The sequence below is a fragment of the Caulobacter sp. FG7 genome, assembly GCF_057808875.1.
Map to the genome: position 1 here is coordinate 24,064 of NZ_JBMDIW010000006.1, position 22,346 is coordinate 46,409.

The 22,346-nt window shown below is 70.3% G+C and carries 17 protein-coding genes; 7 read left to right on the forward strand and 10 right to left on the reverse strand.

Annotated elements, in window-relative coordinates:
• Positions 1–3 precede the first annotated feature (3 nt).
• The 10 genes from ACODR1_RS06585 to ACODR1_RS06630 all read right to left on the reverse strand — a co-directional run bounded on the left by ACODR1_RS06585 (position 4) and on the right by ACODR1_RS06630 (position 9,886).
• On the reverse strand, positions 4–1,416 hold the full coding sequence (locus tag ACODR1_RS06585) for a PASTA domain-containing protein (protein ID WP_488879737.1): 1,413 nt from the start codon (positions 1,414–1,416) through the stop codon (positions 4–6).
• A complete protein-coding gene (locus tag ACODR1_RS06590) occupies positions 1,413–2,066 on the reverse strand; it encodes a hypothetical protein (RefSeq protein ID WP_488879738.1) in 654 nt (217 codons plus the stop codon). The genes ACODR1_RS06585 and ACODR1_RS06590 overlap by 4 nt, the downstream gene beginning before the upstream one ends.
• On the reverse strand, positions 2,066–3,202 hold the full coding sequence (locus ACODR1_RS06595) for a serine/threonine-protein kinase (RefSeq protein WP_488879739.1): 1,137 nt from the start codon (positions 3,200–3,202) through the stop codon (positions 2,066–2,068). The genes ACODR1_RS06590 and ACODR1_RS06595 overlap by 1 nt, the downstream gene beginning before the upstream one ends.
• Positions 3,199–3,756: a hypothetical protein gene (locus ACODR1_RS06600; RefSeq protein WP_488879740.1), complete on the reverse strand. Its 558-nt coding sequence runs from the start codon at positions 3,754–3,756 to the stop codon at positions 3,199–3,201. Before ACODR1_RS06600 ends, ACODR1_RS06595 begins: the two co-directional genes overlap by 4 nt.
• Before the next feature lie 21 nt (positions 3,757–3,777).
• The gene (locus ACODR1_RS06605; RefSeq protein WP_488879741.1) at positions 3,778–4,548 is read right to left on the reverse strand and encodes a hypothetical protein; all 771 of its coding nucleotides are present in this window, start codon (positions 4,546–4,548) and stop codon (positions 3,778–3,780) included.
• Between the two features lie 12 nt (positions 4,549–4,560).
• Positions 4,561–5,049 carry a hypothetical protein gene (locus ACODR1_RS06610; protein WP_488879742.1) on the reverse strand — a complete coding sequence of 163 codons (489 nt, stop codon included), beginning with the start codon at positions 5,047–5,049 and terminating at the stop codon, positions 4,561–4,563.
• Positions 5,046–6,836, reverse strand: coding sequence for an OmpA family protein (locus ACODR1_RS06615; protein ID WP_488879743.1), 1,791 nt, complete (start codon positions 6,834–6,836; stop codon positions 5,046–5,048). The genes ACODR1_RS06610 and ACODR1_RS06615 overlap by 4 nt, the downstream gene beginning before the upstream one ends.
• On the reverse strand, positions 6,829–7,413 hold the full coding sequence (locus ACODR1_RS06620) for a hypothetical protein (protein WP_488879744.1): 585 nt from the start codon (positions 7,411–7,413) through the stop codon (positions 6,829–6,831). Before ACODR1_RS06620 ends, ACODR1_RS06615 begins: the two co-directional genes overlap by 8 nt.
• A complete protein-coding gene (locus tag ACODR1_RS06625) occupies positions 7,410–8,492 on the reverse strand; it encodes a hypothetical protein (RefSeq protein ID WP_488879745.1) in 1,083 nt (360 codons plus the stop codon). The genes ACODR1_RS06620 and ACODR1_RS06625 overlap by 4 nt, the downstream gene beginning before the upstream one ends.
• A 158-nt stretch (positions 8,493–8,650) precedes the next feature.
• Positions 8,651–9,886: an MFS transporter gene (locus tag ACODR1_RS06630; protein WP_488879746.1), complete on the reverse strand. Its 1,236-nt coding sequence runs from the start codon at positions 9,884–9,886 to the stop codon at positions 8,651–8,653.
• A 97-nt stretch (positions 9,887–9,983) separates the two neighbouring features.
• Between ACODR1_RS06630 and ACODR1_RS06635 the strand changes: the two genes are divergently transcribed.
• The 7 genes from ACODR1_RS06635 to ACODR1_RS06665 all read left to right on the forward strand — a co-directional run bounded on the left by ACODR1_RS06635 (position 9,984) and on the right by ACODR1_RS06665 (position 22,340).
• Complete coding sequence (locus ACODR1_RS06635) at positions 9,984–11,027, forward strand: LacI family DNA-binding transcriptional regulator (protein WP_488879747.1); 1,044 nt, start codon at positions 9,984–9,986, stop codon at positions 11,025–11,027.
• A gap of 147 nt (positions 11,028–11,174) precedes the next feature.
• Positions 11,175–13,928, forward strand: coding sequence for a TonB-dependent receptor (locus ACODR1_RS06640; protein WP_488879748.1), 2,754 nt, complete (start codon positions 11,175–11,177; stop codon positions 13,926–13,928).
• 139 nt (positions 13,929–14,067) lie between these two features.
• A complete protein-coding gene (locus ACODR1_RS06645) occupies positions 14,068–16,353 on the forward strand; it encodes a beta-glucosidase family protein (protein ID WP_488879749.1) in 2,286 nt (761 codons plus the stop codon).
• Complete coding sequence (locus tag ACODR1_RS06650; protein WP_488879864.1) at positions 16,353–17,771, forward strand: glycoside hydrolase family 30 protein; 1,419 nt, start codon at positions 16,353–16,355, stop codon at positions 17,769–17,771. The genes ACODR1_RS06645 and ACODR1_RS06650 overlap by 1 nt, the downstream gene beginning before the upstream one ends.
• Positions 17,772–17,881: 110 nt before the next feature.
• Positions 17,882–18,388 (forward strand): RNA polymerase sigma factor, encoded by a 507-nt coding sequence (locus ACODR1_RS06655; RefSeq protein WP_101719917.1) that lies wholly within the window; start codon positions 17,882–17,884, stop codon positions 18,386–18,388.
• Entirely contained in the window at positions 18,385–19,323 is a 939-nt protein-coding gene (locus ACODR1_RS06660) for a FecR family protein (protein WP_488879750.1), read from the forward strand. The genes ACODR1_RS06655 and ACODR1_RS06660 overlap by 4 nt, the downstream gene beginning before the upstream one ends.
• A 110-nt stretch (positions 19,324–19,433) precedes the next feature.
• Complete coding sequence (locus ACODR1_RS06665; protein ID WP_488879751.1) at positions 19,434–22,340, forward strand: TonB-dependent receptor; 2,907 nt, start codon at positions 19,434–19,436, stop codon at positions 22,338–22,340.
• The last annotated feature ends 6 nt before the right edge of the window (positions 22,341–22,346 follow it).

The window sequence follows — 22,346 nt, forward strand, 5'->3', positions numbered from 1 at the left end:
CGGTCAGGCTCCTTGTTGGTCGGCGAAGATGACCATAACGCGCGCGCCGCGGGCGATGATGGTTCCGGCGCCCGGCGACTGGACCATGGCCTGGCCGGGAGCGACGGCGGGGTTGAGGCCGCGCGGACCGGTGCTGGCCTCCAGCACCAGGCCCACCGAGGTCAGCACCCGGCGCACCGCGCTTTCGGTCAGTTGCAGCACGTCGGGCACGCGCGGCCCGTCGTCGCTGGTCGGCACCTTCTCGGGAATGAACTGGAACTTCAGGTCGCTCAGCGAGTCCTGCGGCAGGGCCTTCAGGGTTTCGGTGTCGGGAAACTCCATGCTGCCGGTGTCGCGCAGCACGCCCTTGGCGCTGATCTGGATCGTGCCCAGCGAGAAGCCGGTGGGCTTCAGGGTCTTCTGGGCGGTGTCCAGCTGGGTGGCCATGTCGGTGGCCAGGTCGGTGACGGCCACGGTCCGCAGCGTGGCGAGGGCGGGATTGATCGCCGCGGTGGTCCCGGTCGTGCCCGTGGTCGTGCCGGGCGTCGTGCCAGCGGGGGGCCGGGTCTTGATCTCGTCGATCTCGAGGTCCTTGGCGACCAGGGTGGCGCGCAGGCCGGAGATTTCCTTGGCCTGTTCGGCGGCCGTGCGGTTGCTTTCGACCAGTTGCGCGTCCCGGCTGGCCAGATCCTGGTCGCGCTGGACCAGCCGGGCGTTGAGGGCCTTGGTCGTGTCGTCGGCGGCCTTGGCGGCGTCGGCCTTTTCGGCGCGGACGGCGGCGATCTGGGCGTCGCGCTCGGCCAGCTGCTTGGTCTGGGCCGAGATCTGGGTGTCGCGCGCGGCGAGGTCCTGGTCGCTCTTGGCGCGGACGGCGGCGATCTGGGTGTCGCGCTCGGCCAGTTGCTTGGCCTGGGTCGAGATCTGGGTGTCGCGGGCGGCGAGGTCCTGGTCGTTCTTGGCCAGGCGGGCGGTGAAGGTCCTGGTCGTGTCGTCCACGGCCTGGGCGCGGATGGCGGCGACGTCGACGCTCGGGGCGGCGATCGGGGCGTCCGTGGCCACCACGCCGCCGATCGGAGTCGCCGTCCGCAGGGTGCGGGCCGACAGGGTGCGGGCGATCGCCGTCTCGGCCGGCGCCAGGCGGCGAACCTGGCCAAAGTCGATGGTCAGGGCGCCGGTGCGGGCGTTGCGGGTGAACTCCGGCGCGGCCGAGATCACGCCCGCGCCCTCGACCAGCCGGAAGGCCGGTGCGAAGGGCAGGGTGTCGTCGGCGATGGCGCCCGCGCCCTTGGCCGTGCCGGCAGCGTCGGTCTTGGCGCTGGAGGCGCTGGCCCAGGCGCCGGTCTTGAGGTCGAACAGCTGGACGTCGAGCGACGCGCCGACCGCGACATTGCCGTCGGCGTCGGTCAGCCTGGCGGTCCAGGAGAAGGCGGTGCTCATCCCACTTCCTCCATTCCGATCACGCCGCGGCCGCTGTAGGCGCCGATCGAGGCGACCACCACGATCACGGCGCGGGCCGGCTCCTTGGCGATCGACAGGGTCGCCAGGGCGCGGCCGTCGGGTCCTGTGCGCAGCAGGGCCTGCTGCAGCCGGGTGCCGGGCTGGCGTACGAAATTGGCCACGCCGCGCGCGGCCGACAGGGTGACGCTGGCCGCGTCGTCGATGTTCAGCTCCACCGGCTGGTCGGCCAGCACCTCGCCGGCGCTATTGGTGACCAAGACCGAGAGGTTGGCCACACCGCCGATATTGCCGCCGCCCGAGACGGCGATGCGCGGGGTTGGCAGGCCCTCGCCCGGCGGTGTGGCCACCAGCCGTCCGCTGATCGTGCTGGAGACCTGCTGGTTGGTGCTGTTCTGGTCCTTGGCGGTGAACAGCAGGGCGATCGGCCGGCCGCCGCTGTCGGCCTTGGTCTGCATGTCGACCTTGATCGAGAAGTCGAGGAACGGCAGCTGGTAGCCGCCGATCGGCGCGCCGCTGGCGTCGACCTTGGGGCCGCTGTTCAGCGCCAGCTGCGCCTCGCGCACGCCTTCGGCGAGGGCCACCAGCAACTCCTCGATCGAATTGCCGACGAAGCGGCTTTCGGCCGGCATCAGGCGTCTCCCTCGGACTCTTCGGAACGCTTGGCCTTCAGGCGCTCCAGGGCGCGGTCGCGGCGGGCGTCGTCGCGGGCCTCGTCGGCCTCTTTCAGTTCGCGCACGTCGCTGGCCATCTCGCGCATGCGGTCGGCCTTCTCGGCGAAGTCGGCGATCTCGCCCACATAGGACGACAGCTTGCGGGCCGTCTCGCGCACGTAAGGATCGGCGCGGCCCAGGCCCGGGATCTTCTCGCGGGCCCGCTCGACCCAGTCGGACGGAATGGCGTCGCGGGCGCTGTCGAGCGCGCGCTCGGCGGCGGCGTAGGCCTTGCGGCCCCTGCTGACCATGTCGCGGGCCTGGGCCAGGCGCCGGTCCAGCGGATCGGAGGCGGTCGCCGCGCGCGGGCGCTCGGCGGGATCGCGCAGTGTTCGGCCGGCGTCGCGCAGGCCGCGTCCGGCGTCGGCCAGGGACGACAGGCGGCGCGAGGGCTCGCTCAGCGGTCCAGCTTCGCGCTGGGCGGCCAGGCGTTCCCACGGCGCCTCGCGCGGCGTTGCGGCGGGACGCTCCCAGGGCGTTTCGCGGGGCGAGGCCGCCGGGCGGTCCCAAGGGGCTTCGCGGGGGGAGGCGGCGGGGCGCTCCCAGGGCGCCTCGCGCGACGAGGCGGCGGGGCGTTCGAAGATCTCGGTCGGGCTGAAGCGGCGAAGATCGGGCGTCAGGTCGCCGGGCGTGGGGCGGACCATCTCGCCGGGCGTGGCGCGCAGGCCCTCGCCGGGCGTCGAGCGCAGGGCGTCGGCGGCGGTGCCACGCAGCGCCGGCGGCAGGGCGGGCGGATGCGGGTCCGGCCGCGGTCCGGCCTGGGCGCGGACGACATCGCGGGCCGCGCCCCAGCGTTCCAGCTCGGCCCGGCGCTGGTTCAGAGGCGTCACAGCGTAGCGCGGATCGCCGAGCGCGCCCTGGCCGGTCAGGCTGGCCATCCTGCTCTCCAGCGCCTGGCGCTCGGCCAGCAGCCGCGCCAGGTTCGGCGACAGGGCGGCCGGATCGGCGCCGGGCGGCAGGCCGGGAGCCGGGGAGGCCGCCGTTCGCGCAGCCGCCGGCGCCGGCGCCGGCGACTTGGCGCGACGCAGGGCGTCCTTCCAGGGCGGATCACTCATCCGTCGTCTTCTTCCTCGGCCGCCCTGCGCTTTTCGATGAGCGCGCGGACGCGTTCCTCGAACAAGGCCGGCGGCGGGATCGGCACCAGCTTGGTGCGCATCAGGCTCGAGCCTTCGGCGCTATACTGGTACTTGGCCGCGTAGCTGGCGCTGACGCTGCTGGCGCTGACCGCGCCGCCCCCGCCGAACGGCGTCCAGAAGCCGCCGGCCTTGACCGTCGTGCTGCTGCTGCTGCGCTTGATCTCGGTCTCGGACTTGAACGAGATCGACATCTTCAGCTCGATCACGGTGTCGACGAACTGGTAGAAGGTCGGCGTGAAGCCGAGCTCCAGCAGGCTGTATTCCTTGCCGTCGCCGAACTTGACCATGTAGGTCTTCGACTTGGCGCCTTCGCCTTCCTTTTCCTCGTCGGCGTCCTCGTCATATCCGGCCATGAGCCGGGCTATGCGCAGCGACACCATGTCGAGCTGCAACTGGGCGGTGGCGATGCCGACGCCCAGGCGCTGGACCATTTCCGGGAAGGGAACGGCGAGCAGTTCGGTGCCCACGCTCATGGCGCGTTCTCCGTCCGAGGGTTACGGGTTCGGGGGCGAGGGGTTCTGCGGTCCCAGTTTCTTGTCGAGCAGGCGACGACGGCGCTCGACCTCTTCGTCCAGCTGACGGCGGATCCGTTCTTCCAGGATGGCCGGCGGCGGGATCGGCACCAGCTTGGTGCGCAGCAGGCTCGAGCCCTCGGCCGAATAGCTGTATTTCGAGGAGTAGGTGGCGTCGACCTGGCTGGTGGCGACCTGGGTCGACTTGGTCGTGCCGATGCCGCCGCGGAACAGGTTCCAGCTGAAGCTCGAGCCCTTGGTGTTCACCTGGTTGGTGGACTTGCTGGAGTGGGTCGACTCGCTGCTCTGGGTGATCTTGATGGCGATCTTCACCTCGATGATCGTGTCGACGAACTGGTAGAAGGTGGGCGAGAAGCCCAGCTCCAGCATCGACAGGCGGGTCGGCACCCGGATCAGGGTGGTGTCGGGGTTCTCGCCGTTGTCCTCGGCGGCGTCCTTCTGGTCCTTGACGACCTTTTCCAGCGCCTTGGTGTCGCCGCCGGAAATGGCGTTGTCGGCGGCGATGTAGGCCAGGGCGTCGCTGGCGGTCATCAGGTCGTAGCCGAAGAAGATGCGGCTGTCGTCGAAGGTGGTCTTGCCCTCGTCGTCGGTGACGGCCTGCAGGCCGCCCATCATCTCGGCGACCTCGATGCTGTTGGCGTCGAGCTTGATCTGGCCCTCGGCGATGGCGAAGGCCATCTGGCGGATCATGTCCCCCATGGGGACGTTCAGAAGTTCTCTCCCGATCGACATGTCTGGTCCTTCCTACGGGTTGGGGGCGGGCGCCGGCGCGGGGGCGGGCTCGCTGATCTTGCGAAGCAGGGTTTCGAGGTTCTCGGGCGGCGGCAGGCTGACCAGCCGGGCCGCGATCGAGCTCATGCCCTCGGCGCTGACCGAGAACTTGCGCGCGTAGCTGACGTTGACCGAGGCGGCGACCATGACGAAGCCGGCCTGGACGCCGACCGTCGCCCCGGCCGACACGCCGAACTCGGTGCTCTCGGTCATGCTGAACGAGAGCTTGGCCTCCACCGTGGCCTCGGTGAAGCTGTAGAAGGTCGGCGTGAAGCCCAGCGAGATCAGGTTGTGGGTCTCGCCGCCCAGCTCGACCTCGGCCTCGGCCATGGCCTTGGCCGTCTCGATGCTGTTGCGGTCGAGCGCCGACTGGGCCTGGGCGATGGCGATCCCCAGCCGCTCGATGATCTGCGGCAGCGGCGCGGAAAGCAGCTGCCGGGTGACGGAAGCGGTCTCGCTCATGGGGTGGGCGTCGGCGTGGCGTCTTTGGCTTGCGCCAGGAAGGTCTTGATCTCGTCGAGGAACTCGACCGGCGCGGGCACGGCGACGATGCGGGCCGAGATGCTGCTGTTGCCGTTGATCGACTGCTCGAACTGCCGGCTGGTGCGGTAGTCGACCGACAGGCCCACGGCGACCGAGACCTTGGGTTTGTCGGCGCTGGCGGTCGGGGCGGCGGCGATCTTGTCGAGAGCCTTGGTGACGCTGGCGCCGTCGGCGGCCGACAGGGCGATGTCGTTGGCCGAGAGGGTGACGAGGTTGATGATTACCGCGTCCTTGGCGTCCGAGAAGCTGACCACGCCGCCCTTGCGCACGGCGCGGACGCCGTGCGTGGCGCTGCCGGCGTTGACATCGCGCGCCAGGTTGAAGGCGTAGGCCTGGGGCGAGTTGGCGTCGAGCGTCGTCCCGCCGTCGCTGGCGGCCGTCCCGCTGATCGCCACCGAGGTCTCCGAGGCGCCGACCTTGACGGCCGTGCCGTCCACCGGAACCGCCGTGAAGTGGCGCACGATGATGAAGCCGTTGCCGCCGCCGGAGCTGGTCTTGTCGGGCGTCGGCGTGGTCTGAAGCTGCGTGCCGGCGGACTCGACCACGACCAGCAGGTCGTTGGAGTCGGCCAGCAGCACCTCGGCGCGGCGGAACTGCTGGTTGGCCACGTTGTCGACCGCGCCCTGAGCCTTCCAGCTGGCCTCGCCGCGGCTCTCGACCTTGCGGATCTGGCCGGGCGCGACGCCGTTGTCGCGCAGGAACTCGGCCACCTTGTTGGCGCGGTCCAGGCCCAGCTTCTGATTGTAGGGATCGGTGTCCACGCGGTCGGTGAAGCCGACGACGTCGACGGTGGCCCCGTTGGCCTTCAGCGCCCGCGCCACCAGGGTCAGTTCCTCGATGGCGGCCTGCTTGAGGTCGGACTTGCCGCTGTCGAACAGCGCCAGGCCCAGGGTGCCGCCGCCGACCGGCAGGTCGGAGCCGACGGGATCACGCAGGAGCTTGGCCTTGAAGCCGCCCAGCGCGTTGATCTGGCTGGCGACGGCGCGGGCGTAGAGCAGGTTGTTGGCCTTGGCGTCGACCTTGGTGCTCTTGCCCGCGGCCAGCACGAACTCTTCGCTGGTGTTGTTGGTCGGGGTCTCGACGATGCGGATGACCCCCAGGCTGGCCTCGGAGGCGGCGTAGAAGGCCACGCTGGTGTCGGTCTTGATCGGGTTCTTGGCGGTGTCGGGCTCGAGCTTGAACGGCACCTTGGTGCGCTTGGCGCTGACATAGGCGCGCTCGAACTTGCCGGTGGGCGTGCCCAGCTTCTTGGCCAGGTCCTCGGCGGCGGCCTCGACGTCGGCGCCCGTGGCGTCGGTCTTGGTCCCGTCGACGGTGACGCTGGCCGGCAGGCTCTTGAGCGTGACCTGGGCCTCGCGGGCGTTGGCGGGCGCCTGGGGGCCGCCCTGGCCGAAGCCGAAGTCCAGCTTGCCGCCGATGCCGAAGGCGCTGGCCTCGCCGACCTTCATGGTCAGCTGCATCGAGACCGACAGGTCGGCGTGCTGGTAGTGGTAGAAGGGCGGCGACAGGCCCAGCTGCAGCAGGCTCTTGCCGCCGAGGCCGGGGCGCGGCTCGACGTACTCGCCGACCTGGGCCAGGCTGTTGAGGTCGAGCGCCTTCTGGGCGTCGGCGATCGACAGGCCCATGGCCTTGATGAACTCGGCGACGCTGGCGTCGGCCAGGATCTGGCCGGGCGTCATCTTCTCGATGGGGTTCTCGTCAGCCATTCATCGGCTCCTTGATCCGCGGCGTCTGGGGGCTGGTTGGGGACTCGCAGGCGCGGGCCTTGTCGACGGTGTCGGCGCGGACGGTCCAATAGCCGTGGACGCGCTGGGCCTCGGACAGCCGGCCGGCGGGAACGCCGAGGCCGCGGGCGGTCCAGGCCAGGAGGCTGCGCGACAGCGGCAGGGCGTCGTCCAGGGCGATGGCGGCGGCCAGGCTCTCGCGGGCGGAGGTGACGTCGCCGGCCTTCAGCTCGTTGACGCCCTTGCGCTCCAGCAGGCAGGCGCGGTCGCGGCGCTGGAAGTCGCTGGGCGCGTCGTCGCCCAGTTCGGCGGCGGCGCTGCTGGCGGCCTCGCCGGCCAGGGCCGCGGCCTGCTCGTGGGCGCCGGTGCGTTCCAGGCTCTCCAGCACGCAGTGCAGGTAGTGTCGGGCGAAGATCTGCGGCGCACGCACGCCGTGGGCCAGACGCAGGGCCTCGCGATACTTGGCCAGGGCCTGGTCGTGGCGGCCCTTCAGCGCCAGGACCTTGCCGGCCTCGGCGACACCGGCGTGCAGGCGATGGATGTCGAGGGCCTCGGTCATGCGCGGACCTCGGAAAACAGCACCTCGGCGCCGGCCGCTTCCAGCCGGTGGCGCAGCAGGCGTGCGCGCGGCAGGGGCATGAGCCCCGTGGCGAGCGGGGCGACGCCGGACAGGCCAAGCTCGGCCAGGACCGCGGCGGGGGCCGACAGGATGTCGAGCGCCTGGTGCGAGAAGGTCTCCAGTTCGGCGCGCACGGTCAGCCCCGCTTCGGCGTAGGCGGCCAGGCGGCCTTCCAGGTCGGCGAAGGCGAGGCCGGCCTCGATGGGGACGGGCAGGGCCTGGCGCAGCAGGTCGAAGTCCTCGGCCGGAACGCCGGCCAGGGCCTCCAGCGCGGCGGCGGCCTGCGGCGGCGCGGCGACGAGGTCCAGGGTGAAGCGTAGGAAGGCCTGGTCGACGATGCGCACCTGCTCGGGCGCCTTCAGCCGCCGCCACAGGGCGTCGGCTTCGCCGCGGCTGAGGTCGAAGACGGTGGCCGAGCCGCCGGGCGAGACGTCCGCGCCCGCCGGCAGTCGCTGGCGCAGGACGCTGGCCTGCAGGTGCGACAGGTCGCTGGCGAAGAGGGCGAAGCGGGCCTCGTCCGGGCGACTGGCGGTCAGGCGCACCGCGCCGCTTGGCAGGGCAGATTCCAGCGCCCGCACGGTCGGCTCGGTGACGGCCCCCAGGATCACGCCGGGCGGGGTCAGCAGCAGGTCGAGGGCGGCGACGGGCTCCATGCCCAGGAAACGGCCGAGGATCGCGGCGACGGCGTCGGCGGCGTCGAGGTCGAGCAGTTCGGCCGCCAGGTCCATGGTCGGGGCGCGCACGAGCGCGGCGCCGGCAGGGGCCACCGAGGCCTCGACGCCGAGCGTGCCGATCAGGGCGGCCAGACGGTTCGCGTCGGCCGCCGGCAGGTTGGCCAGCAGCCGGGCAGGGGCGCGATACAGGGCGTCGACCACCGTCTCGACCGGCAGCTCGAGGGCCTGGCTGAGCACCGAGGCCGCGCGGGGCGAAGCGTTCCCGATGCTGGTGATCAGCAGGTCGGCGGCCTCAGGTTCGACGCTTGGATACGCTACGCTGGGGGACACCGACGACTCGAGCACCAACACCTCCCAAAAGGCTGGTTTCGACCGGGCTTATCCACGCTCTAGTTGGCGCGGCTGGAGACTCGTGTCAGAGTTGTATCTCTTTGTAAAGTTCGGAAATCTTGCACGTGGTGAATTTGCGCCATGTGCATTTGGTCGTGTGCGGACGATCGGCGCTAACGCCTCGCCAGCAAGGCCCCGGCGCCGGCCAGGGCGGCCAGGGCGGCGGCCGCGAAGACGCCGCGCAGGTCGCCGCCGGTGAAAGCCACGGCGATCCCGAGCAGCGGGCCCAGCGCCTGCGAGGCCGCCACCGCCACGTTCATCAGCCCCAGGTCGCGGCCGTTGCGCGCGTTGTCGGGCAGGACCTCGGCGACGAGGGCGAGGTTGCTGGTCGAATAGACCCCATGGCCGATCCCGAACACGATCTGGGCGACCAGGGGGCCGGGCCACTCCGGCGCCAGCAGCAGCAGGGCGACGCCGGAGGCGATCAGCATGCCGCCCGCTACGACAACCGGCCGACGTCCCAGCCGGTCCGACAGCGGGCCGCTCACCGCACCGGCGGCCAGCATGCCCAGGGTCGAGGCGGTCAGCAGCAGGCCGAACGCGGCCTCGGGCGTCACGCCGGGCAGGCGGCTGGCCAGGTCGCCGCGATCCTTGAGGTAGAAGAACAGGTACAGGGTGTGCAGCGCCACGGCGGTCTCGACCAGCAGGCGCGAGGCGAACACCATCCGGAAGCGGCGGTCGCCGAAGGCGGTGAGCCGCAGGCTGGGCCAGGCGATCGGGGCGCGGGCGGCGGGCGGCGGCTCGCGCAGGGTCAGGGCGAAAGGCAGGACCAGCAGGCCCGTGGCGGCGATGACGGCGATGTAGCGTTCGGTCGCCGAGACCAGCAGGGCGCCGACGACCAGCGCCGTGAACAGCTTGGAGGCGGGCAGGGCAAGGCCCGCCCAGGCGGCCGCTGCGCCCTTCTGGTGGTCAGGCACGAGATCGGGCAGCACGGCGGCCAGCGGCGCATAAAGGGCGTTGACCGCCAGTTGCAGCACCACGACCGCGCCCAGCATCTGCAACGGGGTCTGGGCGAGGCCGACGAGAGCCAGCCCCAGCGCCGTGGCCGCCCAGCCGCCGAGGATCCAGGGCCGACGCCGGCCGAAGCGGCTGCGCGTGGCGTCGCTGAGCGCGCCGAAGGCGATGTGGGCGACCGCGGCGGTGATCGCCCCGACGATCGAGATCTGGCTGAGGGTCAGGTCGCGGGCGTGCGGCGCCACTTCGGCGGCCTTCAGCGGCGCCAGCAGGGTCAGGAACGGGATGAAGGAAACGAAGGCGCCGGCGTTGGCCAGGCCGTAGCCGGCGAGGAAAAGTCGCGAGCGTCCCTTGGTGGGCTCGGCTTCTGTAAATGGGCGGCCGCCTTGATCCATCCGTGGTTTATGCGATCAGGACAGCTTGCGGTCGAGCTATTGTCAGCCCGGCCGTTCGTCACCATCGTGTCGCCCAGCGTTCGGTTCGGAGAGTTCATTGACGGCAAGACGGCCCACCATCGACGACGTCGCGCGCCTTTCGGGCGTCGCGCGGACGACGGTCTCGCGGGTGCTCAACGACGGCCCCAATGTTCGCGACGAGGTGCGGGCCCGGGTGATGGAGGCCGTCAAGGCGCTGGACTACAAGGTCAATCCGCAGGCCCGCTCGCTGGCCGGCGGCGGCAGCCGGCTGCTGGGACTGGTGTTCGCCTCGGACCTGGAGAGCGAGCCGAACTCGTTCTACCATTCGGCCCTGGAGCTGGGCGCGCTGCGCGGCTGCCTGGAGCTGGGCTACCAGCTGGTGACCCGTCACATCCCGCTGCAGAGCGCCGACCGCGAGCAGCAGGTCTATGACCTGATCGCCACCCAGCGCTGCGAAGGGCTGATCTTCACGCCGCCCTATTCGGACGACGCGGGCCTGATCGCCGAGGTGCTGCGTCGAGGCTGCAAGGTGGTGTCGATCTCGCCGGGCGGGGCGGGCAGGGACCTTGCCGACGGCGTGGGCATGGACGACGAGGCCGGCGGCTACGACATCGCCCGCCGGCTGATCGAGCTGGGCCATCGCCGATTCGCCTTCATGGGCGGCATCCAGGGCCACTTGTCGGCCGATCGGCGTCTGGACGGGCTGATGCGGGCCCTGTCCGAGGCCGGGCTCGGGGCGTCCGACCTGATCCAGGTGCGGGGCGACTTCACCTTCCGTTCGGGGGTGGAACTGACGCCGCGCCTGCTGGACGATCCGCTGCATCCGACCGCCCTGGTCTGCGCCAATGACGACATGGCCGCCGGGGCGCTTTCGGTGGTCCACGGACGCGGCGTGAAAGTGCCGCAGGACCTGTCCGTCACGGGCTTTGACGACACGCCGGTGTCGGCCATCGTCTGGCCGCCGCTGACCACCGTGCACCAGCCGCTGAAGGACATGGGCCGCCGTGCGGTGGCCCTGCTGGCCAGCCGCCTGACGGGCGGCCGGGCCGAGGCCGAACCGGAGTTCGACTGCCTCGACCACGCGGTGGTCGAACGGGGCACCGCCGCCTCCGCTCCCTGATCGATCGCCGTTCCCCTTGACAAGGCCGACGCGTTGCGGCCTTTGTTGGAAGCGCTTCCAATTCACGAAAGCGCGGCTTTTCGACGCCGAATCCGCAAGAGACGGGGCGAGGAGGGCCAGGGAAGAGACGCAGTAGGGGAGAGTATCTTGATCCATCACGCCCATTCGGCCGCCCGCGTTCGCGCCGGCGCCCAGCGCTTCAAGCAGCTGGCCTATGCCTCGGCCGGGGCCCTGTCGCTGCTGGCCGGCGCCGCCCACGCCCAGGACGCCGCCCCCGCCGAGCAGGACACCGCCGTCGACGAGGTGGTGGTCACCGGCTATCGCCGCAGCCTGGAGCAGTCGGCCGAGATCAAGCGCCGCGAGGTCGGGGTGGTCGAGGCCGTGTCGGCCGAGGACATCGGCAAGCTGCCGGACGTGTCGATCGCCGAGTCCCTGGCGCGCCTGCCGGGCCTGACGGGCCAGCGCGTCAACGGCCGGGTGCAGGTGATCTCGATCCGCGGCCTGTCGCCCGACTTTTCGACCACCCTCCTGAACGGCCGCCAGCAGGTCAGCGCCGGCGACAATCGCGCCGCCGAGTTCGACCAGTATCCGTCCGAACTGCTCAACAGCGTCGTGGTCTACAAGACCTCGAACGCCGCCCTGATCGGCCAGGGCCTGTCGGGCACGGTCGACATGCGCACCGTCCGCCCGCTGGACCAGAAGGGCCGGGTGATGACGCTGAACGCCCGCCGCGAGATCAGCGACCTCGACAAGGCCAATCCCGACGGCTCCAAGAGCGGCTATCGCTTCAGCGCTTCTTACATCGACCAGTTCGCCGACGGCACGATCGGCGTCGCGCTGGGCTACGCCCACCTCGACAGTCCCACCCAGGTCCAGCAATACAAGGCCTGGTACTGGGAGCAGCCGGCCCAGTTCACCGGCGCCAACGCCGGGGCCTACAGCCTGGGCGGCCAGGAGATCTTCGCCACCAACCGCGACCAGGTGCGCGACGGCTACATGGGCGTGCTCGAATGGCGCCCCAACGACAAGCTGCACTCGACGCTGGACCTGTTCTATTCGACCTTCGACCAGAAGGAGGTCCGCCGCGGCATGCAGTGGTTCTCCAGCCCCAGCACGCCCGACGCCACGGTGTTCCTGAACCCCGGCTTCACCAAGGTCGGCAACTCGCTGATCAACACCTCGGGCACGGCCACCAACGTCACCCCGATCGTCCGGAACGACCGCAACACCCGCAAGGACGAGCAGTTCGCCCTGGGCTGGAACACCTCGTACGTCTCGGGCGCGACCACCTACACCGCCGACATCGGCTATTCGAAGGTCGAGCGCCGCGAGCAGATCCTCGAGACCTACGCCGGCTACGGCCCGATCCGCACCTTCGACAACATCGGATACGACCTGAATTTCAACGGCGTGGGCAAATACACGACGGGCCTGAACTACGCCGACGCCAGCCGCATGCAGCTGGGCGATCCGGCGGCCTGGGGCGGCTGGGGCCATGACGGCGCCATTCGCTTCCCCGAGGTCGAGGACCGGATGTTCACCGGCGACTTCCGCATCGACCACGACGTTTCCGAGACCCGTCTCGGCGGCTTCCTCAGCAGCATTCAGGCGGGCGTCAACTACACCGACCGCAAGAAGGACAAGACGGTCTCCGACAACGACCTCTTCCTGAAGAACGGCCGCGCCCCGACGACGGTGGCCTCGCAGTACCTGCTCTCGCCGGCCTCGCTGTCGTTCGCGGGCATCGGCCAGGTGCTGGCCATCAACCTGCCGAAGGCCCTGCCGGTCTATTACGACATCGTGCCGATCGGGAACGCCGACGACTACAACAAGGACTGGAAAATCCAGGAGCGCCTGACCACGGCCTACCTGATGGCCAAGATCGACACCCATGTCGGCGCGCTGCCGATCAAGGGCGACATCGGCCTGCAATACATCTCCACCAAGCAGGAATCGACGGGCTACACCGTCAGCGGCGGCACGGCCCAGGCCCCGAGCCTGGTCAGCGTCGAGGACACCTATGACGAGCTGCTGCCGAGCCTGAACCTGACGGCCGAGCCGGTCGAGAACCTCTATGTCCGCTTCGGGGTGGCCAAGACCTCGGCCCGTCCGCGCCTGGACGACATGCGCGCCAGCATCACCGCCGGAGTCGACGCCCTGACCTTCCGCTGGAGCGGTTCGGGCGGCAATCCGTACCTGAAGCCGTGGAAGGCGACCGCCTTCGACCTGTCGGTCGAGAAATACTTCGCGCCGGGGACCTACATCGCCGTCGCCGGCTACTACAAGGACCTGGAGACCTACATCTACAACAAGTCGGTCGACTACGACTTCTCCAACGTGCCCAATACCGGCACGGTCACGCCGGTCAGCAACATCGGCCTCCTGACCCGTCCGGAGAACGGGGAGGGCGGCAAGCTCTATGGCTACGAGATCTCGGGCGCGGTCGATTTCGGCCTGATTACCCCGTGGCTGAAGGGCTTCGGCTTCGTCGGCAGCATGTCGCACACCAAGACCGACATCCAGCCGGACGGCCCCGGCTCGAGCAATGCGCTGCCGGGCCTGTCGGGCGATGTCTACAACGTCACCGGCTACTACGAGCGGGCGGGTTTCTCGGCCCGGATCAGCAAGCGCCACCGCTCGGCCTTCCGCGGCGAGGTGGTGCAGCTGTTCGCCTATCGCGGCTTTACCCAGGTGCTGGCCGACGAGCAGGTCGACGCTCAGATCGGCTACGAGTTCCAGGATGGGCCGCTCAAGGGCCTGTCGGCCGTGCTGCAGGTCAACAACCTCGACAACAGTCCCTACCGCACCCGCACCGGCGTGCTCTCGGACGGCACCATGCTGCCCGAGACCAACGACCAGTACGGCCGGCAGTACCTCTTCGGTCTGAACTACAAGTTCTGACCCCTGCGCGCGGAGGGTCGATCCCTTCCCCTGGCCCTCCGCGCTTTTTTCGTTTCGACGCGGCCCGCCTTCGCAAGAGGCGCGGGCCCCCTTGCGCCCCGTTTTGCGGCGCCCTCTCGACCCCGACACGGAGTAGCCCATGACGACCGCCGCCCAGCCTTCGTCCGCCCTGCGGATCCTGCGCCGGACCTCCGCCGCCGTGGCGCTGCTGGCCCTGCTGCCGGCCGCGAGCCTGGCCCAGACCATGCCGACCAAGGACAGCGCGCCGCTGGCCGCGCGGGCCAATGATCCGGTCTGGGCGCGCGCCGATGCGCTCGTGAAGCAGATGACGCTCGACGAGAAGATCACCTACCTGCACGGCCTGTTTCCGCCCAACACCAAGCCTGCGCCCGCCGACATGATCCCCTCGGCCGGCTACGTGCCCGGCGTGCCGCGCCTGAAGATCCCGACCCTGCGCGAGAGCGACGCCAGCCTTGGCGTCGCCAACCAGGTCGAGCAGCGCAAGGGCGACACCGCCACGGCCCTGCCGTCGGGCCTGGCGCTGGCCGCCACCTTCGAGCCGAAGCTGGCCTATGCGTCCGGCGCGATGATCGGCGCCGAGGCCCGCGCCAAGACCTTCAACGTGCTGCTGGCCGGCGGCGTCAATCTGACCCGCGACCCGTGGGCGGGGCGTAACTTCGAATATCTGGGCGAGGACCCGCTGCTGGCCGGCGAGATGGCTGGGGCGTCGATCCAAGGCGTGCAGAGCAACCACATCGTCTCGACCATCAAGCACTTCGCCATCAACGCGCAGGAGACCGGCCGCCACGTGATGGACGCCCGCATCGGCGAGGCCGACCTGCGCGAGAGCGACCTCCTGGCCTTTCAGATCGCCATCGAGAAGGGCCAGCCGGCCTCGGTGATGTGCGCCTACAACAAGATCAATGGCGACTGGGGCTGCGAGAACGACTTCCTGCTCAACAAGGTGCTCAAGCGCGACTGGAACTATCCGGGCTGGGTGATGTCGGACTGGGGCGCGGTGCACAGCACGACCAAGGCCGCGCTGGCGGGCCTGGACCAGCAGTCGGGCCAGGAGCTCGACAAGCAGATCTACTTCGGCGACGACCTGAAGGCCGCCGTGGCCAGGGGCGAGGTCAGCCAGGCGCGGGTCGACGACATGGTCCGCCGCATCCTCTACGGGGTGATCGCCACCGGCCTGATCGATAACCCGACCCCGATCGAGGCCCAGCCGATCGACTACGCCAAGAACGCCAAGGTCGCCCAGGCGCTGGCCGAGCGCGGCGCGGTGCTGTTGAAGAACGACCGCGACCTGCTGCCGCTGGCCAAGACGGCCAAGAAGATCGTGCTGGTCGGCGCCCACGCCGATGTCGGCGTGCTGTCGGGCGGTGGTTCGTCCCAGGTGCGCTCGGTCGGCGGCGCGCCGGTCGAGATCCCCCTGAACGGCGGCGAGGCGGCCTCGTTCGTCCGCGTCACCTGGCACGCCTCCTCGCCGCTGCAGGCGATCAAGGCCGCCTATCCGAACGCCGAGGTGACCTACATCGACGGCAAGGACCCGGCGGCCGCCGCGGCCGCGGCGCGGGGCGCGGATCTCGCCATCGTCTTCGCCTGGCACTGGCAGACCGAGGCCCAGGACGCCCCGTCCATCGCCCTGCCGGAGAACCAGGACGCCCTGATCGACGCCGTCGCCGCCGCCAACAGGAACTCCCTGGTGGTGCTGGAGACCGGCGGGCCGGTGCTGATGCCGTGGCTCGACCAGGTCGGCGGCGTGCTGCAGGCCTGGTATCCGGGCCAGCGCGGCGGCGAGGCCATCGCCGGCATCCTCAGCGGGGCGGTCAATCCGTCGGGCCGCCTGCCGATGACCTTCCCCCGGAGCGAGAACCAGGCCCCCCGCGCCTCGGCGCCCGGCTATGCCGAGCAGGCCGCCATCGACGACGCCCGTCGGGCCGGCAAGGAAGCCGGACCCATCAAGGGCTTCCCGGTCGACTACCCCGAAGGCGCCGCCGTCGGCTATCGCTGGTTCGCCGAGAAGAAGCTGCAGCCGCTCTATCCGTTCGGCTACGGCCTGTCCTACACGAGCTTCGGCTACAGGAACCTCAAGGTCGAGGACGGCGACGGGCTGAAGGTCAGCTTCGACGTCACCAACACCGGCAAGGTAGCCGGCGCCGACGCCCCGCAACTCTATGTCACCGCCGGCAAGCGCAAGTCGATGGTGCGCCTGGCGGGCTTCCAGAAGGTCGACCTGCAACCGGGCGAGACCAAGAGGGTGACCCTCAGCGTCGATCCGCGCGTGCTGGCCGACTATGATGTCGCAAAGCCCGGCTGGACCCTGCCGGCCGGTTCGTACCCGCTCTATGTCGGCGCCCATGCCGGCGATCCGGCCCTGACCGGGTCGGCCAAGCTGAAGGCCTGGAGCCGCAAGCCGTGATGCGTCTGGCCCTGATCTCGACGGTCGCCGTCCTGGCCCTGGGCGGCTGCGCCAGCGTCTCGCAGGCTCCGGCGAGCGCCGCCCGCGCCTGGGTGACGACCGGCGACAAGTCCCAGTTGCTGGCCGAGCAGCCGGCGCCGGCCGACCTGGCGGCGGGCGAGAGCGCGGACCTGCCGGTCGTCGCCGTCGACGCGACCGTCCGCGACCAGTCGATCGTCGGCTTCGGGGCGTCGATCACCGACGCCTCGGCATGGCTGATCCAGACCCGGATGTCGGCCGCTCAGCGCCAGGCCCTGCTCTCCGAACTGTTCGGGCGCGGGGAGGGCGGCCTTGGCTTCAGCTTCACCCGCGTGACCATCGGCGCGTCGGACTTCTCGCTCGACCACTACAGCCTGGACGACGCGCCGGGCGGGGCGGCCGATCCGGAGCTCGCGCATTTCTCGACGGCGCGGCCGGAAGCGTACGTTTTCCCCACCGTGCGGGCGGCGCTGAAGATCAATCCCGACCTGAAGGTCATGGCCTCGCCATGGAGCGCGCCGGCCTGGATGAAGACCACCGGCTCGCTGGTGAAGGGCCAGCTGAAGCCCGACGCCTATCCGGTCTATGCCGAGTTCTTCGCCAAGTACGTCAAGGCGGCCAAGGCGAAGGGCGTGCCGACCGACTATCTCAGCATCCAGAACGAGCCGGACTTCGAGCCCGAGAACTATCCGGGCATGCGCTGGCCGGCCGCCGACCGGGCGCGGTTCTTCGGCGACAACCTGGGTCCTGTCTTCGCCCGCGAGCGGATCGCAACCAGGGTGCTCGACTGGGACCACAACTGGGACCAGCCGCAGCAGCCGATGACCGTGCTGGCCGATCCCAAGGCCAGGGCGTTCGTCGCGGGCGTGGGCTGGCACTGCTACGCCGGCGACGTCACCGCGCAGGACGAGGTGCGCAAGGCTCATCCCGACAAGGACGTGTTCTTCACCGAATGCTCGGGCGGCCAGTGGGCGGCCAAGTTCGACGAGAGCTTCCTGTGGATGATGGACAAGCTGATCGTCGGCTCAACCCGGGGCGGTGCGCGCGGCGTCCTGATGTGGAACCTGGCGCTCGATGAGAAGTACGGCCCGCACGCCGGCGGCTGCGGCGACTGCCGGGGCGTGGTGGCCATCGACCAGGCCACCGGCGCGATCGAGCGCAACCAGGAATACTACGCCTTCGGCCACGCCAGCCGCTTCGTGAAGCCGGGCGCGGTGCGCATCGCCTCGCCGGCCGAGGTCGCGGGCCTGAAGACCGTGGCCTTCGTCAATCCCGACGGCGGCCGGGCCCTGATCGTGCTGAACCAGACGAGCGAGGAGAAGGTCTTCGCCATCGTCGACGGCGCCCGGCGCCTGAAGGGCAAGCTGCCGGCGAGGTCGGCGGGCACCTTCACCTGGTGACTTGAAGGGGCGGCGGAAGAACTGTCACGAAGCCGTGGTAGCCGCCGCCCCATGCTTCCCACGGCCGCTTCTTCCGCGCCGGCGCGCCCTGACGCGCCCGATTCCGCGTCATGACCGACCTGGCGTCCCTGCGCGCCCAGCGCGACGAGCTCTATCACTTCATCGTCCGCCGCACCCGTGACCCGGCCGCCGCCGACGACCTGGTGCAGGAGACCTTCGCGCGCCTTTTGACCTACGAGAAGGCGCGCACCGTCGCCGACCGGGCCGCGCTCGGCTATCGCATCGCCCTCAACCTCGTCCGCGACCATTTCCGCAGCCGCAATCGCCGGCCGACCGAGATGCTGGACGAGGAAATCCCCTGCCAAGCCCCGGCGCCGGAGCAGATCCTCATGCATCGCCAGAAGGTCGAGGTGTTCGGCAGGGTGCTGGACGCCATGCCGCCGCTGCGTCGCGACGTCTTCATCCGCCGGCGCCTGCACGGCCAGACGACGCGCGAGATCGCGCACGCCCTGGCGATGAACGAGGCCGCCGTCGAGAAGCACGTGGTGCGGGCGCTGGAACAGCTGCACCGCGAGATGACCAAGGCCGAGCGCCGCGCCGCCGGAGGCCGCCGATGAGCCGCGCCCGTCGCACCGCCGCCCTGTGGGCCGCCCGCCGCATGGATCCGGCCTTCCACGACGAAGCCGGTTTCGAGGCCTGGAAGTCGGACGACCCGGCCAATGCGCAGGCCTTCGACCAGGTCTGGCGCACCAACCAGGACAGCGCCCTGACCGAGGCCATGAAGCTCAGCGAGCAGCGACGCCTGGCCAGGCGCCGTCAGGCGGGGCCGATCGCGGCGCTGGCCGGCGGCGTGCTGGCCTGCGGCCTGGCCATGGCGCTGGCCTGGCCGCAGCTGCAGCTGATGACCATTACCCCGACGGCGTTCGAGACCGCGCGCGGCGAGCACCGCGCCGTCGTGCTGGAGGACGGCACCAAGGTCATGCTCGACGGCGACACCCATCTGGAGGTGCGCCTGGGGACCGGCCGTCGCGAGGTGGCGCTGAGCAGGGGCGAGGCGTTCTTCGACGTCGCCCATGACGAGGCCAGGCCGTTCACGGTCAGGACCGCCGCGGGCTCGGCCCGCGTGCTGGGCACGGCCTTCGACCTGGAGATCAGCGACGAGCGCGGGCCCGAGCGGCTGGAGCTGTCGGTGCATCGCGGCCGGGTGCGGCTGGCGCCCGACGGCCTGATCCGCCGCACGGCCGTGCTGACCGTCGGCCAGCGCGCCTTCGCCACCGAGGGCAGGCTGTCCAAGGTCCGCTCCTTCGATCCCCTGGCCGACGACTGGCGCTCGGGCTGGCTGGAGACCGACGGGGTGACGCTGGGCCGGCTGGTCGAGCGCGTGAACCGCTCCTCCGAGCGCCGTATCGTCATCGCCGATCCCGAACTGGCCCGTCAGCGCGTAGCCGGCCGCTTCCGCCTGGACGAGCCGGCGACCCTGGTCCGCAACCTCGCCTTGGTCCACGGCTTCGAGGTGCGCGAGGGGCAGGGCGGCCTGGTGATCAGCCGGTGAGGTTCGCGGGGCGTCGCCGAAACTTCACAAAAATCCCTGTCCTGAATGGGGGCGCAGCGACGTCTTCCCCGCCGAAGCCGGCCTGACGCCGCGCATTCGGGGATAGTACGATGACCTTCAAGACCTGGACCCTGTGGAGCACGGCCTCGGCCGCGGTCCTGATGTCGGCGACGACGGCGATGGCCGCTCCGGCGCCCAAGCCCGCCCTGGCCATCCCGGCCGGCGACCTGGGCGCGGCCCTGCCGGCCTTCTCGCGCGCCACGGGCCTGCAGGTCCTGGCTGATCCGGCCCTGCTGGCCGGCAAGCGCACGCCGGGCGTGCGCGGCGAGCTCGACGCCGAGACGGGCCTGGTCCAGCTGCTGCGCGGCACCGGCCTGACCTATGTTCGCAACGGCGGCGCGGCCGTGCTGCGTCCCGCCGCCCAGAAGATCTCGACCGCCGCGGCCCCCGCCCGCCGCGCCGAGGCCGCCGCCGCGCCTGTCGCCGCCGCCGAACCGGCCGCCGACGATAGCGCCACGGTCGAGGAGATCGTCGTCACCGGCGGCTTCGCCAACTCGCTGGCCCGCGCTCTGGCCGACAAGCGCAAGGCCGCCAACGTCGTCGACGCCATCTCGGCCGAGGACATCGGCAAGTTCCCGTCCAACAACATCGCCGAGGCGCTGCAGCGCGTGCCGGGCGTGGCCATCACCCGCGATCGCGGCGAGGGCCTGTTCGTCCGCGTCCGGGGCCTGGGTCCCAACTTCCAGATCGTCACGCTGAACGGCCGCAGCGCGGCGGTGAACGAGAACATGCGCGACAGCGGCCAGAGCGGTCGTCAGTTCCGCTTCGACACCCTGCCGTCCGAGCTGGTCGCCGGCGTCGAGGTCGGCAAGACCCCGCTGGCCTCGCTGGATGAGGGCGCGATCGGCGGCGTGGTCGACATCAAAACCTTTCGCCCCCTGAACCTGGGCAAGAACACCATCGCCGCCTCGGCCACCGCCAGCCATCCGCAACTGGCCGGCGCCACCGACCCGCGCGTTTCGGGCCTGCTCAGCTGGGTCAACGAAGACAAGAGCTTCGGCGCGCTGCTGGCGCTCGTCTACGACCAGCGCACCCTGCGCCAGGACCGCGTCACCGGCGTCAGCTGGAGCTATGCCGATCCCTCGACCACCCTGGGCAGGAGCCTGGCGGCGCAGGGGATCAACCTCTATCCGACCGCCATCCGCCCGACGCTGGAGCGCGAGGACCGCGAGCGCAAGGGCCTGGTGTTCTCGGCCCAGTACCGTCCGACCGACGCCACCGAGATCACCTTCGACGCCAGCTACACCCACCTCGACGACCACTATGACGAGCTGACCTACTCGGTCGACCAGACGGTCTCGACCCTGGTTCCGGGTTCGGCGGTGGTGCGCGACGGCACGCTGGTCGGCGGCACGGTCACCTCGACCAGCCAGATCGGCCGCGAGGTCAGCGACCTGGCCCACGACAACCTGATGCTGGCCATCAACGGCAAGCAGCGGATCGGCGAGTGGACCTTCTCGGGCGACGCCGCCTACGCCCGCGCCTATTCGGAAACCTCGAAACCGATCACCCGCACCCGCCTGCTGGGCGCGATCGGCCAGACGACCTTCAACATGACCAAGGTCGATGACGACGTGCTGCCCAGCGTCACCCTGGCCACGGCGAACCTGTCGAACCCGTCGCTGCTGCCGTTCCGCCGCATCGAGTGGCGCACCAACGACTCCCTCGACCTGGAAAAGGCCATCCAGGCCGACGCCGAGCGTCCGGTGCAGTGGGGTCCGTTCAGCCGCGTGGCCTTCGGCGTGAAGTTCCGCGAGCGTGAGCGCAGCTACAATCGCGCCGACATCAACTTCACCACCAACCTGGCCAACAAGTATTTCGACGCCAGCTATTTCGAGGCCTTCCCGGCCGGCGACTTCCTGGGCGAGGTGGGCGGAAACCTGCCGCGCACCTGGGTGATGCCTGATCCGGAGAAGTTCTGGGCCCTGGCCGACAAGACCCAGAAGGGCACCGCCCGCGCCGACCAGCGCAACTCCTACTTCGTGTCGGAAGAGATCCTGGCCGGCTACGGCCTGACCGACATGGACACGCAGCTGTTCGGTCGTCCGCTGCGCGGACAGCTGGGCGTTCGCGTCGCCCAGACCAAGCAGGTCTCGGCCGGCCACGCCGACACCGGCAGCGCCGCCATCCCGGTCCGCTACGAGAAGACCTATACCGACGTCCTGCCGACGCTGAACTTCGCCATGGACATCACCGACACCCTGCAGGCCCGCTTCGCCGCGGCCAAGGTGATCACCCGTCCGTCGCTGGCCGATCTGGCTCCGCGCCTGACGCTGAACTCGTCGGGTACGGTGCTGACGGCCGTGGGCGGCAATCCGCAGCTGCAGCCGTTCGAGGCCTGGCAGTACGACGCGACGCTGGAATGGTACTTCGCTCCGGGCAGCGCCCTGGTGGCCGGCGCCTTCTACAAGGACATCACCACCTTCGTTTACAGCCAGAAGACCAACATCGTGGTCGACGGCCAGACCTATCAGCTGACCTCGCCGACCAATGGCGGCGAGGCCAGCATCAAGGGCGTGGAGCTGGCCTACCAGCACCTGTTCAAGAACCTGCCGGCGCCGTTCGACGGCCTCGGTTTCCTGGCCAACTACACCTACACCGACACCGAAGCGACCTACTCGCCGACCCTGACGGACGCGATGGTCAACGTGGCCAAGAACAGCTTCAACCTGACCGGCTTCTACGAGAAGGACCGTATCGCCGCCCGCGCCAGCTACAGCTGGGTGGACGACGTGTTGCAGGACGTCGGCGGCGCCGGCCTGTCGGCCCTCAACGACAAGGCCTTCGGCTCGCTGGACGCCAGCGTCAGTTACAAGATCACCGACAACATCACCGCGGCCCTCGAAGGCCAGAACCTGACCGACGCCGCCCAGTGGCAGTTCGTGAAGGGCGGCTGGTTCGGTGGGTACACCCACTACGGCCGTACGGTGAGCTTCGGCCTGCGGGCCAAGTTCTAAGGCCCT

Coding starts and splice junctions, on each gene's coding strand:
- ACODR1_RS06610 (WP_488879742.1), bottom strand. CDS start 5,049: ATGAGCGAGACCGCTTCCGTCACCCGGCAGCTGCTTTCCGCGCCGCTG.
- ACODR1_RS06605 (WP_488879741.1), bottom strand. CDS start 4,548: ATGTCGATCGGGAGAGAACTTCTGAACGTCCCCATGGGGGACATGATC.
- ACODR1_RS06630 (WP_488879746.1), bottom strand. CDS start 9,886: ATGGATCAAGGCGGCCGCCCATTTACAGAAGCCGAGCCCACCAAGGGA.
- ACODR1_RS06650 (WP_488879864.1), top strand. CDS start 16,353: ATGCGTCTGGCCCTGATCTCGACGGTCGCCGTCCTGGCCCTGGGCGGC.
- ACODR1_RS06590 (WP_488879738.1), bottom strand. CDS start 2,066: ATGCCGGCCGAAAGCCGCTTCGTCGGCAATTCGATCGAGGAGTTGCTG.
- ACODR1_RS06655 (WP_101719917.1), top strand. CDS start 17,882: ATGACCGACCTGGCGTCCCTGCGCGCCCAGCGCGACGAGCTCTATCAC.
- ACODR1_RS06660 (WP_488879750.1), top strand. CDS start 18,385: ATGAGCCGCGCCCGTCGCACCGCCGCCCTGTGGGCCGCCCGCCGCATG.
- ACODR1_RS06595 (WP_488879739.1), bottom strand. CDS start 3,202: ATGAGTGATCCGCCCTGGAAGGACGCCCTGCGTCGCGCCAAGTCGCCG.
- ACODR1_RS06665 (WP_488879751.1), top strand. CDS start 19,434: ATGACCTTCAAGACCTGGACCCTGTGGAGCACGGCCTCGGCCGCGGTC.
- ACODR1_RS06645 (WP_488879749.1), top strand. CDS start 14,068: ATGACGACCGCCGCCCAGCCTTCGTCCGCCCTGCGGATCCTGCGCCGG.
- ACODR1_RS06600 (WP_488879740.1), bottom strand. CDS start 3,756: ATGAGCGTGGGCACCGAACTGCTCGCCGTTCCCTTCCCGGAAATGGTC.
- ACODR1_RS06615 (WP_488879743.1), bottom strand. CDS start 6,836: ATGGCTGACGAGAACCCCATCGAGAAGATGACGCCCGGCCAGATCCTG.
- ACODR1_RS06585 (WP_488879737.1), bottom strand. CDS start 1,416: ATGAGCACCGCCTTCTCCTGGACCGCCAGGCTGACCGACGCCGACGGC.
- ACODR1_RS06620 (WP_488879744.1), bottom strand. CDS start 7,413: ATGACCGAGGCCCTCGACATCCATCGCCTGCACGCCGGTGTCGCCGAG.